General features: G+C 71.7%; 9 protein-coding genes. 4 read left to right on the plus strand and 5 right to left on the minus strand.

Annotated elements, in window-relative coordinates:
• Nucleotides 1–4: 4 nt before the first annotated feature.
• From CW359_RS10220 to CW359_RS10230, 3 genes are all read left to right on the plus strand, one after another.
• On the plus strand, nt 5–925 hold the full coding sequence (locus CW359_RS10220) for an amidohydrolase family protein (protein WP_105969608.1): 921 nt from the start codon (nt 5–7) through the stop codon (nt 923–925).
• 1 nt (nt 926) lies between these two features.
• Nucleotides 927–2,315, plus strand: coding sequence for an MFS transporter (locus tag CW359_RS10225; protein ID WP_105969496.1), 1,389 nt, complete (start codon nt 927–929; stop codon nt 2,313–2,315).
• Nucleotides 2,316–2,473: 158 nt separating this feature from the next.
• The gene (locus tag CW359_RS10230; RefSeq protein ID WP_232838338.1) at nt 2,474–5,974 is read left to right on the plus strand and encodes a BTAD domain-containing putative transcriptional regulator; all 3,501 of its coding nucleotides are present in this window, start codon (nt 2,474–2,476) and stop codon (nt 5,972–5,974) included.
• 29 nt (nt 5,975–6,003) lie between these two features.
• Here CW359_RS10230 and CW359_RS10235 read toward each other — a convergent pair whose 3' ends face one another.
• The 5 genes from CW359_RS10235 to CW359_RS10255 are packed head-to-tail and all read right to left on the minus strand — an operon-like array spanning nt 6,004 to nt 11,652.
• Nucleotides 6,004–6,807 (minus strand): alpha/beta fold hydrolase, encoded by an 804-nt coding sequence (locus CW359_RS10235; protein ID WP_105969497.1) that lies wholly within the window; start codon nt 6,805–6,807, stop codon nt 6,004–6,006.
• Nucleotides 6,804–8,381 carry a glycoside hydrolase family 43 protein gene (locus tag CW359_RS10240; protein WP_105969498.1) on the minus strand — a complete coding sequence of 526 codons (1,578 nt, stop codon included), beginning with the start codon at nt 8,379–8,381 and terminating at the stop codon, nt 6,804–6,806. Before CW359_RS10240 ends, CW359_RS10235 begins: the two co-directional genes overlap by 4 nt.
• A gap of 15 nt (nt 8,382–8,396) precedes the next feature.
• Nucleotides 8,397–9,323: a carbohydrate ABC transporter permease gene (locus CW359_RS10245; protein ID WP_198655163.1), complete on the minus strand. Its 927-nt coding sequence runs from the start codon at nt 9,321–9,323 to the stop codon at nt 8,397–8,399.
• Nucleotides 9,320–10,273 carry a carbohydrate ABC transporter permease gene (locus CW359_RS10250; protein WP_105969499.1) on the minus strand — a complete coding sequence of 318 codons (954 nt, stop codon included), beginning with the start codon at nt 10,271–10,273 and terminating at the stop codon, nt 9,320–9,322. Before CW359_RS10250 ends, CW359_RS10245 begins: the two co-directional genes overlap by 4 nt.
• 53 nt (nt 10,274–10,326) lie before the next feature.
• On the minus strand, nt 10,327–11,652 hold the full coding sequence (locus CW359_RS10255) for an ABC transporter substrate-binding protein (protein WP_105969500.1): 1,326 nt from the start codon (nt 11,650–11,652) through the stop codon (nt 10,327–10,329).
• Between the two features lie 375 nt (nt 11,653–12,027).
• Here CW359_RS10255 and CW359_RS10260 point away from each other — a divergent pair, with 375 nt between their 5' ends.
• The gene (locus tag CW359_RS10260) at nt 12,028–13,041 is read left to right on the plus strand and encodes a hydroxyacid dehydrogenase (protein ID WP_105969501.1); all 1,014 of its coding nucleotides are present in this window, start codon (nt 12,028–12,030) and stop codon (nt 13,039–13,041) included.
• Nucleotides 13,042–13,316 lie beyond the last annotated feature (275 nt).

Raw genomic sequence — 13,316 nt, forward strand, 5'->3', positions numbered from 1 at the left:
CCGCATGAGCGCCCTCTCCCCGAAGAGCCCCAACTGGCTGGACTGGTACGCGAACCCGTCCGAGCCCACCCTCCGACTCCCGCCCGGGACCGTCGACACGCACTGCCATGTCTTCGGCCCGCAGGCCGAGTTCCCCTTCGCGCCGGAGCGGAAGTACACGCCCTGCGACGGCGGCAAGGACGAACTGTTCGCCCTCCGCGACCACTTGGGCATCGCCCGCAACGTCATCGTGCAGGCCACCTGCCACGGCGCGGACAACAGCGCCATGGTCGACGCCGTCCGGGCGGCCGACGGCAGGGCGCGCGGTATCGCGACCGTCCGCCCGGACATCGGCGCGGCCGAGTTGCTCGAACTCGACGCGGCGGGTGTACGCGGGGTGCGGTTCAACTTCGTACGGCGGCTGGTCGACACGTCGCCCGAGGACGACCTGCGCACGATCGCGCGGAAGGTCGCCCCGCTGGGCTGGCACATCGTCCTCTACTTCGAGAGCGCCGACCTGCCCGAACTGGAGGACTTCTTCGCGGAGTTGCCCACTCCCCTGGTCGTGGACCACATGGGCCGACCGGACGTCACCCAGCCCGTGGACGGGCCCGAGTTCACCCGTTTCCTGCGCTTCGTCGACGCCAACGACGTCTGGGTGAAGGTGAGTTGCCCCGAGCGCCTCAGCGTGAGCGGGCCACCGGCCCTGAACGGCGAACGGCACGCCTACACCGACGTCGTCCCCTTCGCCCGCCGCGTCGTCGAGGAGTTCCCCGACCGGGTCCTGTGGGGCACCGACTGGCCCCACCCCAACCTGACCGCCCACATGCCGGACGACGGCCTCCTCGTCGATCACGTGGCGCACATCGCGGTCACCGACGAGCAGCGGCACAAGCTCCTGGTCGCCAATCCGATGGGCCTGTACTGGCCCGGCGAGGACTTCTGACATGACAACCTCCGACCCGACGACCTCCGGCACGGCTCACGCCAACGCGCTGAACCGGCTCGACCGGCTCCCGGTCTCCCGGTTCCACAAAGTCACCCTGCTCGCCGTCGCGTTCGCCTACTTCTTCGAGTTCGCGGACATCAACAGCTTCGCCACCACCGCCCCGAAACTGATCAAGCTGTGGGGCATCACGGTCGACCAGATCGCCTACGTCACCTCGCTCTCGTTCGTCGGCATGTTCATCGGGGCGATCGTCGCCGGGTCGATCTCCGACCGGTGGGGACGCAAGCGGGCCCTGCTCTGGACGACGATGTTCTTCGGCGTCTTCTCCTTCGCGGCGGCGTTCTCCTGGGACCTCGTGTCCCTCGGGGTGTTCCGCGTCCTGACCTCGGCGGGCCTCTCGGCGATGACCGTGGTGGGCGTCGTCTACATCAACGAGATGTACCCGTCGGCGATCCGCGGCAAGTTCCAGGCGTACGCCATCGTCATCGGCATCTGCGGCACGCCCGTCACCAACCTCATCGCCAGCGCGGTCGTCCCGCTCAACGACTGGTCGTGGCGGCTGGTCTACGTCTGGGGCTCACTCGGCATCCTGCTCGTCCTGTTCACCCGGCACCTCAAGGAGTCCCCGCGCTGGCTGGAGAGCAGGGGCGATCACGCCCAGGCGGACGCGGTGTTGCGGGAGATCGAGGCGAGCGTCGCCGCCGAGCACGGCGCCCTCCCCGAGCCCGCGCCCCCGGTCCCCGAGACCCCGTCGGCGAAGGCGCCGCTGCGCCTGCTCCTCCAGAAGAAGTACCTGTACCCGACCCTGCTCCTCACGGTGCTGTGGATGACGCAGACCATCGGCTTCTTCGGCTACTCCAGCTGGGCACCCACGCTGCTGGCCAAGGAGGGCTTCAGCGTCGAGAAGTCCGTCTTCTACGTCGCCCTGACCACGGTCGGCGCACCGCTCGGCTGCTATCTGGCGTCCCTGGTCACCGACCGGTTCGAACGCAAGTGGTGCCTGGTCGCGTTCGGCACGGTGATCGCGGGCTGCGGCCTGCTGTACGGGCTCACCTTCAACCCGGTCCTCATCATCGTGTTCGGCTTCCTGGTGAACCTCTTCGAGCGCGGCTACACGGCCCTCGCCTACGCCTACTCCCCCGAGCTGTTCGACACCCGCAGCCGCTCCCTGGGCACGAGCGTCTCCTACGGCCTGGGCCGCCTGTCGAACGCCGCCGGTCCGCTGATCGTCGCGGCGCTGTACAACGGCCACGGCTACCAGAGCGTCTTCTACTTCATCGCCGGCACCTGGCTGGTCGGCGCGATCGTCCTGGCCGTCTTCGGCACCCGGACCCGCTCGACCCGCCTCGCCGAGGCGGAACGCAAACGCGTGGGCGTCCCCGCCTGAGACGGGCCGCGAGGCTTCGGTCGCTGACCGGAGATCGTTGACCGAGAAGTGTCTCCCCGGCGTCCGAGCGGCGGGATACCGTCGACCACGCGCCGACGGGGAACCCTCGATCGGCGCTGGTCGGTGGCACTGGGCGGGCAGGTACGGGATGGCAGACGTTGGAGCGCACGCCTGAGGAGCTGGGGGCGTGGCTCCGCGGTCGGCGCAAGCGGCTGGGGCTGAGCCAGGCCGAGTTGGCGGAGCTGGCCGAGGTGAGCACGCGCAGTATCCGCGAGATCGAGCACGGCCGGGTGCGGTCGCCGCACAGCCGTCCGGTGCTCAGGCTCGTCGCCGCGCTGGGGGCGCAGCCGGAGCCCGAACCCGGGCCGCTCGCACTGGAGTTGCTGGGGCCGCTGGTGCTCCGGGTCGCCGGGCGGGCCGTGGAGTCCGGTCCCTCGAAGCAGAGCCGGCTGCTCGCGCTGCTCGGCCTGCACCCCGGCACGCCCGTGTCCCGGGACGAGATCGTGGACGTCCTGTGGGACGGCGCCCCACCCGCGAGCTGCCTCCAGCAGGTGCACACGTACGTGACCCGGCTGCGCTCCCTGCTCACCGCCTCGGCCGGTCCGCAGACTCCCCCGGCCGGGCCGCTGCGCCGGACCCGGGACGGCTATCTGCTGGCGCTTGCGGAGGAGCAGTCGGACGTGGCGAGGTTCGCCGCGCTGGCCGCCCGGGTCTCGCCCACGGGCTGTCTGCCGACGCCGTCCGGTGACCCCGGCGAGGCGTACGGCGTCGCCGGGGCGGCGCTGGGGCTGTGGCGCGGCCCCGTCCTCCACGGGTCGCCGTCCTCGGTGCGCGAGCACCCCTCGGCCACCGCCCTGAACCGGCTCCGGCTGTCGGTGCTCCAGGCCTACGCGGACGGCGCGCTCGCGCTGGGCCGGCCCCAGGACGCCGTACAGGAGCTGCAGAAAGTCGCCGACACCGAGCAACTGCACGAGGGTGTCCATGCCCGGCTCATGCTGGCCCTCGCCGCGTCGGGGCAGCAGGCGGCGGCCCTGCAGCTGTACGCCGGGCTCCGGGACCGGCTCGACGAGCAGCTCGGGGTGTTCCCCGGGCCGGAGCTGACAGACGCCCACCTGCGCGTCGTACGCGGGGAAACCGCCCGTCCGGCCCTCTCGCCGGCGCCTGTGGAGTCGTACCGGCCGCCCGCGCTGCTGCCGTACGACGCCCCTTTCTTCACCGGTCGTCCCGACGAACTGGCCCGTCTCGACGGCCTGTTCGCCGATACCGGGGCGGTGGGCGGCCGGGGCGGTGTGGTCTGTGCGCTGACCGGGCCGGCCGGGGCGGGCAAGACCGCGCTGGCGGTGCACTGGGCGCACCGGGTGCGGGACCGGTTCCCGGACGGGCAGCTCTTCGTGGACCTGCGCGGCCACTCGCCGCAGGTGCCGGTACGCCCCGAGGAGGCGCTGGTCAGGTTCCTGCTGGCGCTGGGCACCCCCGCCGAGCGGATACCCGGCACGCCCGAGGCCGCCGCCGACCGGTACCGCACCCTGACCGCAGGGCGGCGCATCCTGGTCGTCCTGGACAACGCCGCCGACGCCGAGCAGCTCCGCCCGCTGCTGCCCGGCGGGCCGGGCTGCGCGGTGCTGGTCACCAGCCGTGACCGACTCGCCGGGCTCGCCGCCCGCGACGGCGCCCACCGCATCGGCGTCGACACCCTCACCCCGGACGAGTCACGGCTCCTGCTGGTACGGACCCTCGGCGCGTCCCGCGTCGACGCGGACCCGGAGGCCGCCGCCGACCTCGCACGGGCCTGCGGCCATCTCCCGCTCGCCCTGCGGATCGCCGCCGCCAACCTCGGCCACGCGCCCCGGCACACCCTGCGCGAGCAGGCCGACGGACTGCGCGAGGGCGACCGGCTGACCGCCCTGTCCGTCACCGGCGACCCGAGCACCGCCGTCCGGTCCGCCTTCGGCCTGTCGTACCACGCCCTGGACACCGAGGCCCGCCGGATGTTCCGGCTGCTGGCGCTGATCCCGGGACCGGAGACCGGCCTGGACGCCGCCGCGGCCGTCGCGGGCCTCGGCCGCCAGGAGACCGCCCGGACCCTGGACCGGCTCACCGCCGCGCATCTGCTGCGCGAACACCGGCCAGGGCGCTACCGCTTCCACGACCTGCTCGCGCTCTACGCGGGAGAACGGCTGGCTCTGGAGGAGACCGACACCGGCCGCCGGGCCGCCGCCACCGCCCTGTACGCCTGGCTGCTGGCCACGGTGGACCGCTGCGCGCGGCTCCTCTACCCCGGCAACCAGCGCCTGCCCGGTGCCGGGGAGCGGGCCGGGGCCGGCACCCCGTCGGCGGAGATCACCGACGCGGCGTCGGCGATGCGCTGGCTGGACGGTGAACTGACCAACGTGGCCGCGGCCGTCCACCGGGCCGCCGCCGACGGCGACCCGGCCTGCTGGTGGCTGGCCGACGCCCTGCGCGGCTACGCGTGGACGCGCAAGCACGCCATCGACTGGACGGCCGCCTACGAGGCCGCGCTGGCCGCCGCCCGCGCGGCGGACGAGCCGCTCGCCCAGGCCGCCGCGCACAACATGATCGGCCAGGCCCACCTCCAGCAGGGGCGTACCGACTCCGCGACCGCCCACCTCGAACGGTTCCTCGCCCTCGCCGAGGTCGGCGGCTGGCACGAGGGCGCCGCCGCCGCGCACACCAACCTCAGCGCGGTCGCCCGGCTCAGCGGCCGGCTGCGGCGCAGCGCCGAGCACCTGGCGGCGGCCACGGAACTCGACCGGCGCAGCGGTCTTTCGGGGGAGCACCCGGTCGTCCTCGACAACCTCGGGCACGTCCTGCGCGACCTGGGCCGCCTCTCCGAGTCGCTGGAGTGCCTGCTGCGGGCGGAGCGGCTGCCCGCGGAGCTGGACTCCGAGCACAGCAGGATCCACCGCGAGGCCAACATCGGCTGCGTCCTGCACCTGCTCGGCGATCCGGCGCGGGCGGCCCGCCGCCTCGGGTCGGCCCTGAAGATGGCCCGCAGGAGCGCCGACCGGGGCGGCGAGGCCTACGTCCTGCGGCTCCAGGCGTCCGCCCGCCGCGACGCCGGGGACCTCGCCGGAGCCCTCGAACTGGCCCGCACCGCCGCCGAACTCAGCGACGAGGACGTCGACGAGTACTTCCGCGCCGCCGCCCGGATCACCCTCGGCGGCATCCTGCTGGCCCTCGGCAGCCAGGGCGCGGCGGCCGAGGCGTACCGGGAGGCGCTGAAGCTGGCCCGCGAGCGCGGCGCGCACGACCAGGAGGCGCGCGCTCTCCTGGGCCTCGCGTCCCTGGCCGTCCCGGCGGACCGCGACCGGGCCGCCTCGGCCCTGGCCATCGCCCGCGACTCGGAATACGTCCTGGTGGAGGGCGAGGCGCTGACCGTCCTGTCCCGCGCGGCCCTCGACCACGGCGAACCGGCCACCGCCGCCGCCCACGCCCACCAGGCCCTGGAACTCCACCGGGCCACCGGTCACCGCAGGGGCCGGGCAAGGGCCCTGGAACTGCTGGGCCGCGCCGCCGAGGCACAGGGCGACGGTGCGGACCCGGCGCCGTACTTCCGCGAGGCCCTGGAGATCTACGACGCCCTGGGCGCCGCCGAGGCCACCGCGCTACGGCAGCGGATGGACGCCCCGGAAGGCTGAGCCGGTCGCACAGGAGGAGCGTTCCCCGCTCACCCGCCAGGTCCGCCGGTGCCACCGGCTGCCGCCCAGTCCCCCAGCAGCTCGATGGTCCGCTCCACCCGCTCCTCGTGCACGTAATGCCCCGTGTCCGCCCAGTGGTCGACGCGCGAGCCGGGCACGTGCAGGGTGCCGCGTTCCCAGTGGGCCGCCTCCGCCGAGGTCCATACGGTGAGCGCGGGCTGGGTGCGCCGGCGCAGGTGGGTCTCGGTGTGCGGGCGTACGCCGATGGCGCCGGGGTCGGTGTACATGCCCGCGTACGACTGGGCGATGACGTGGCCGGGGGTGCCGAGCATCGTGCGGATGTGGGCGGTGCGCAGGCCGGGCGGGGCGTTCGGGGAGAAGGCGCCCGCGACGAAGTCGGCCGCCGCGCGGGCGCCGTGCCTGCGGTACTCGGCGAGCCGGGCCGGGATGCCGTCGACCTCGGCGCCGTACGCGCCGTGGGCCGGGTCGAGGGCGACGACGGACCGGACGGCCGCCGGGTGCCGTACGGCCAGCAGGTTGACGACCTGGGCGCCCATCGAGTGTCCGACGGCGACGACCGGGCCGACGCCGAGGGCCGTGACCAGGGCGGCGAGGTCGTCGGCCATCGCCACCGGGGTGTTGCCGGTGTCCGGTACCGGGGAGCGCCCGTGGCCCCGCAGGTCGGGGACGACCACCCGGAACCGGTCGGCGAGGGCCTCCGCGTGCGGGGACCATTCGCGGCCGTCGCCGCCCCAGCCGTGCACGAGGAGCAGCGCCGGGGAGCGGTCCGCGCCGAGGCTCGTGTGGAAGAGGCGTACGGGTGTCGTCGTCACAGCGGGCCCGTCCGGTAGGTGGCGTACGCGAAGTCGGCGTGCGCGCCGGCGCCGTCGAGGTCCTGCACCCACAGTCCGAACATGGCACCGGTGAAGCCGAGGACCCGCAGCTGCCCGTCGTGGAATTCGTCGGCGTGTTCGTCCGAGAGGATCGTGGCGTCGAGGTCCAGCGGCAGGACCTGCGGATTCCCGTCCCCGAGGGCGTAGGAGAACCGCAGGTCGGGGCCGTCGAGTTCGGCGCGGAGCACGACCGGGCGTCCTCCTTCGAGCGGTACGCGGACGGGGTGCGCGGTCAGGGCTCCGGCGTCGCAGCTGAGCGCGGTGAGCAGGAGGCCGCCGTCGTCCTCGGCCGTCAGACACAGGTAGTGCCAGTTGCGGGTGTTGTAGTACGCGGTCAGCCCCGCCAGGTGGTCGGGGCTGCGGGGCTCGAAGGCGACCATGGTCTCGAAGGAGCAGCGCCGTTCGGTGACCCGCCGGGCGACGAGGCTGGGCCTGCGCCGGCCGACGGGCGACTGGCCGCCATGGATCCGCAGCCGTCCGGGCGCGGGTTCCACCCAGTCGGGGGTGGGCGGGCGGCGCAGCGTCGACCACTGCGGGCCGAGCGTGTCGAAACGGTCGGTTGCGGGCTCCGGCGCCGCCGGGGCGCTCGGCAGACCGGGGGCGGGGACGGTCACCGCGGGGACCGCGCCCTCGATCCGCGGCCAGCCGTCCTCGGTCCAGGACACCGGCTGCAGAGCGGTCTCCCGGCCGAGCACGCACCGGCCGCGCTCGGTGTACGGGCGGGCGGTCAGGTGAGCGGCGTACCACTCCCCCGTCTGCGTCTCTACGAGCGAGCAGTGACCGGCTTTCTGGAGTTCCAGCGCCGGGTCGTGCCGGGAGGTGAGCAGCGGGCCGCCCGGCGCGGGCTCGTACGGTCCGTGCAGTTCGCGCGAGCGGGCGACGGCGGCGCCGTGTTCGTAGCCGGTGCCGCCCTCGGCGTGCAGGAGGTAGTACCAGCCGTCCCTCTTGTACAGGTGCGGGCCCTCGGCGACCCCGGCGGCGGTACCGACAGTGATGGTGCGCGGACTGCCCAGCAGGGTCCGGGACTCCCGGTCGTACTCCTGGATCTCGATCCCGGCGAAGCTCTCGCGGTCGGGGCGCCAGTCGTACCGCATGTTCAGCAGCCAGCTGCGGCCGTCGTCGTGGAAGAGCGACACGTCGAAGCCGCGGCCGTGCAGGAAGACCGGGTCGGTCCACGGGCCGTCGATCGAGGGCGCGGTGGTCACGTAGTTGGGGAGGTCCTTCCAGCCCTCCGCGTAGGTGTCGACGACGGTGAAGACCACGTGGAACAGCCCGTCGGCGTACGACAGTCCCGGCGCCCAGATGCCTCCGGAGTCGGGGACGCCGGTCAGGTCCAGGAGGCGGCGGGAGTCGAGGATCCCGCCCAGCGGGCGCCAGTCGACCAGGTCACGGGAGTGGTGGACACGTACGCCCGGACACCACTCGAAGGTCGAGGTCGCCAGGTAGAAGTCGTCGCCGACGCGGAGGATCGCCGGGTCGGGCTCGAAGCCGCGCAGGACGGGGTTGCTGATCACCGGTGTCGTCGTCTCTCACTTGAGGCTGCCCATGAGGATTCCACTGCGCCAGTACCGCTGCAGCGCGAACATGAACACCGCGAGCGGGACGATCGACAGCAGCGACCCGGTCAGGACCAGCGTGTTCATGTCGCGGGACTGCTGTGCCTGCTGCACCCAGGAGAACAGACCCAGGGTGACGGGGAAGGTGCGTTCGCCGTTCAGCATGAACAGGGGCAGGAAGAAGTTGTTCCAGATGTTGATGAAGTCGAGCATGAAGATGGTGATACCGCCGGTGCGCATCAGCCGCAGCGAGACCGCGAAGAAGATGCGCACCTCGCCCGCGCCGTCCAGCCGGGCCGCCTCCATCAGTTCGGTCGGTACCGAGCTGTCCGCGTAGACCTTGCCGAGGTACACGCCGAACGGGTTGATGAAGTAGGGGATCAGTACGGACCAGATGGTGTTGGTGAGGCCGGCCTCGGCGAAGACGAGGTAGAGCGGGAAGGCGAGCAGGGTGCTCGGCAGGAGGGAGGCCCCGACCACGGTCGCGAACATCGCGCCCCGGCCCCGGAACTCGAACTTCGAGAGCCCGTACCCGGCGGCGAGCGAGATCAGTGTGGCACCGGCCGCGCCGACCGTGGAGTAGAGGACGGAGTTCCAGATCCAGCGCAGGAAGACACCGTCGTGGTAGTCCCAGATGCCCTGGATGTTGTCGGCCAGGTGGTTGGAGGAGAACCACAGGCCGAAGGTGGAGTACAGGTCGGTCTGGTTCTTGGTGGACGCCACCAGCAGGAACCAGGTGGGGGCGAGAGAGTAGAGGAGGAAGACGACCAGCAGGCCGGTGGTGAGGACCATGGCCCGGCGGGTGGGCCGCACTCCCCCGCCGGAGGCGCCGGAGCCCTCGGTGGCACGGGCTCCCCGGGCGGCCCGGGAAGGGGCAGCCGCCTTGGTGATGGCGCTCATGACATCTTCCTGTTCGTGACGCGGTAGAAGACGAAGGCGAGGATGCCGGTGACGACGGCCAGCACCAGCGACTCGGCGGCGGCGTACTGGTAGTCACCGGTCTTGAAGGCCCGGTCGAAGATCTCCATCATCGGCGTGAAGTCACTGCTGATGGACTCCGGCGCGATGTTGCGCAGCAGCAGCGGCTCGGAGAACAGCTGGAGCCGGCCGATCAGCGAGAACATGCCGGTCAGGATGAGGATGCCGGTGATGTTGGGCACCTTGACGGACCAGGCGATCCGCCACTCCTTCGCGCCGTCCAGCCGGGCCGCCTCGTACAGTTCGCGCGGGAGTGCCTGCAGCGAGGCGGAGATCAGGATCATGTTGAAGCCGATGCCCTGCCAGGTGAGCAGATTGCCCAGCGAGAGATAGGTGTTGAGCCCGCCGAAGAACTCGACGTGCCATCCCGCGCGGTCCGTCAGGTCGAGGATCGGGCTGCCGGTGGGGCTGTAGAGGAACAGCCACATCAGGGTCGAGACGACGCCCGGGACGACGTACGGGATGAGCAGTCCCGCCCGGAAGAAGCGGACCGCGCGGGCCGCGACGCCGTCCAGGAGCAGTGCGAGCAGCAGCGAGATGCCGAGCATGACCGCGATCTGCACGGTCCCGAACAGCAGGGTGCGCAGCATGCTCGACCAGAAGGCGCCGTCCGACATGATCGACGCGAAGTTGGAGAAGCCCGTGTACACCACCTTCGTCGGGCCGAAGCCGATGCCGCTGCTCTTCTTCTCCCTCAGGCTCTGGCCGAAGGCGTACGCGATGGGCAGGACGTAGGTGACGAGGAAGCCGAGCAGGAAGGGGAGCGTGAACAGCACACCCTTGTAGGCCCCTCGCCTCCCCGTCCGGCGGGGGGAGGTCCGCCGGCCGGGGGAGTCGGTGGCGACCTGCGGCGGTCGCGTGAGGGTGGACACGGGGGTCTCCAGGTTCTGGTGGTCGGGCCGTTGCGGGCGGCGGGCGGGGCGGGTCAGCTCCCGGCGACCGCCTTGACGCCCTTGTTCTCCAGGTCCTTGAGGGTCCAGTCCTGGAGGTGGGTGAGCATCGCCTTGACGCTCGTCTCGCCCTTCATGACCTTGCCCCACTGCTTCTGCATCTCGGAGTACATCGCCGCGTAGTCCGGCCCGTACTGCCACTGGTCGCCGACCCGGGAGGCGGCCGTCGTGATCACCTCGGCGCTGTCGGACTTCCCGTTGAACATGTCCTTCGGGATGATCTTGTCGACGTAGGGCGAGACGTCCTTGACCGCCGGGAAGAGGCCCGACTTGGACGCGGGGTCGGTGAGCGTGGTCAGCGATCCCTTGTCGCTGGACAGCCAGGCGGCGAACTCGGCGGCGCGGTCGGGGTACTTGCAGCCCTTGAGGACGGCCGTGGTGTCGAAGTTGCTGGAGGTCCGCGGGTTCGCCGTGTCGAAGACGGGCGCGTCGGCCAGCTGCCACTCGCCCTTGGACTTGGGGAAGTTGGTGTCGTAGATCGGCAGCTGCCAGGTGGACGTGGTCATCGCGATGGTCGTGCCGAGGTCCCAGGTCTTGAAGACGCCCGGGTCGGCGTAGGAGGCGCCGGACGCGAGACCGTCGTCCACCAGCTGCTGGACGACGTCACCGGCTTGCAGCGCCTCGGGCGAGGTGAAGCCGATCTTCCAGTGGTCGCCGTCGAGCTTGTACCAGCTCGCGCCGCCCTGCCACGACAGGTCGACCAGGGTGCTCGGGTCCTCACCGGCCATGTTGAAGATCTTGACCTTCTTGTTCTCCGACTGGGCCTTCTTGCCCGCCGCGATCAGGTCGTCCCAGGTCTTCGGAGCCTCGATGCCGTACTTCGCGAACAGGTCCGCGCGATAGGCCATGAAGAGCGGCGAGGAGCCGGTGGGGATGCCGTACGTGCTGCCGCCCGGGCTCACCGCGTTCCACGCGGGCGTGGTGTAGCGGGACTTGTACGGGGCGGCGATCTTGGTGATGTCGGTGAGCAGACCGTCGGCGGCGAAGTTCGCCAGGTTCATGCCGTCCATCTTGGACAGACACGGGGCGGTGCCCGCGTTCACCGCGGCCCGCAGCTTCTGGTAGACGGTGTCGCCCGCCGCGTTGACGAACGTCACCTGGGTCTCGGGGTGCGCCTTGTTCCAGGTCGCGACCTGGGCCTCGATGCCCTCCGTCCAGCTCCAGAACTCCAGCTTCACATCACCCTTGCTCGCCTTGGCGGCCGACTCGGAGTCGTCACCGCCGCCGCAGGCGGACAGGAGCAGGGAGAGCGACAGGGCGGCTGCCGCGGCGGCGGCCGTTCTCGCACGGGGGGTCGTCATGGGTCCTCCACGAAGGACAGGAGCGCGCCTACGACGTGGGGGACGGGCGCGGTCGAGTAGTAACCGTTTGCTGTGGACCGTAGAACCAAAACAGGCCAAGCCACAAGACTTCCGAAGCGCCATATTTCGGCGAGCTTACTCGGAGATCACCGAATTGTTGCCTTGACCTGGCCATTCAACCAACTGCGACCCGGCCGTTCGATCTCTACAGGTCCGACATCTCGACCGTTGGGGAGATTTCAGGCCGCACACGGTCATTGACCGGCCGCAGCTCGCATGCCTAGCGTGGAATACGTTTACTGCACTCCATCCCCAGTGCACTCGCTCAGCGCCCTTCGCCAGTGCCCTTCCCCAGCGTCCGCCCGCAGGAGACCCATGCCCATCCAGCAACCGCCCCTGGCCGTGTTCGCCATGAACCCGGTGCATCTCGCCGAGCTGTTCCCGCCCCGGCAGCTGCGCCGACTCGGGGAACTCGTCCGGATCGACCCCGAGGTCGTCGTGCGGGACTTCGCCGATCCGGCGCTCGCACCCGTCCTGGCCGAGGCCGAGATCCTGATCACGGGCTGGGGCGCACCGCACATCGGGGCCGGAGTGCTCGCCGCCGCGCCCCGACTGCGGGCCGTCCTGCACGCGGGCGGCAGCGTACGCAGCATGATCGGCGAGGCCTGCTGGGAGCGCGGCCTGGCCGTCTCCAGCGCGGTGGCGGCGAACGCGCTCCCGGTGGCCGAGTACAGCCTCGCCATGATCCTGCTGGCCGGGAAGGACGCCTTCGGCCAGCGGGAACGCTTCCGTCGCGACCATGTGTACCCGGCGCCCCAGGACACCGCGTCGATCGGCAACCTGGGCCGCCGGGTCGGGATCATCGGCGCCTCCCGGGTCGGCCGCCGGCTCCTGGAACTGCTCCGGCCCTTCGACCTCTCGGTCGCCCTCCATGATCCGTACGTCGACGAGGCGGCGGCACGTGCGCTCGGGGCCGTGCCGCTGCCGCTGGAGGAGCTGCTGCGGACCAGCGACATCGTGAGCCTGCACGCCCCCGAGACCCCGGAGACGTACCGCATGCTCGACCGCGCGCGCCTCGCCCTGCTGCCGGACGGGAGCACGCTCGTCAACACCTCGCGCGGTGCCCTGATCGACCCCGACGCCCTCACCGCCGAACTGGTCGCCGGCCGGATCAACGCGATCCTCGACGTCACCGAGCCCGAGCCGCTGCCCGCCGACTCGCCCCTGTACCGCCTGCCCAACGTCCTGCTGACCCCGCACATCGCCGGTTCGCTCGGCAACGAGCTGGAACGGCTGGGGCGGACCGTCGTCGACGAGCTGAGGTTGTTGAACTCCGGTTCGCCTTTTGCGCATCCGGTGCGTCGGGCTGATTTGGTCAACTCGGCTTGAGCGGGGGCGGACGGTTGTTTCCGGGGTGACTTGTCGTCCGGGGGTGTGCGGGTCGTCCGTGGGTGTGGGGGACGTCCGTGGGTGTGGGGGACGTCCGTGGGTGTGGGGGACGTCCGTGGATGTCGGGGCCGTACGTGGATGTGGGGGCCGTACGTGGATGTGGGGGCCGTACGTGGATGTGGGGGCCGTACGTGGCGCACGCGCCGTCCGTGGGTGCGGGTGTCTTGGAGGGGTCGGGTTCCGTCCCGCGGTCTCTTGCCGGGGGCGGTTCGGGC

Origin of the sequence: Streptomyces geranii (genome assembly GCF_002954775.1) — a bacterium.
GTDB lineage: Bacteria > Actinomycetota > Actinomycetes > Streptomycetales > Streptomycetaceae > Streptomyces > Streptomyces geranii.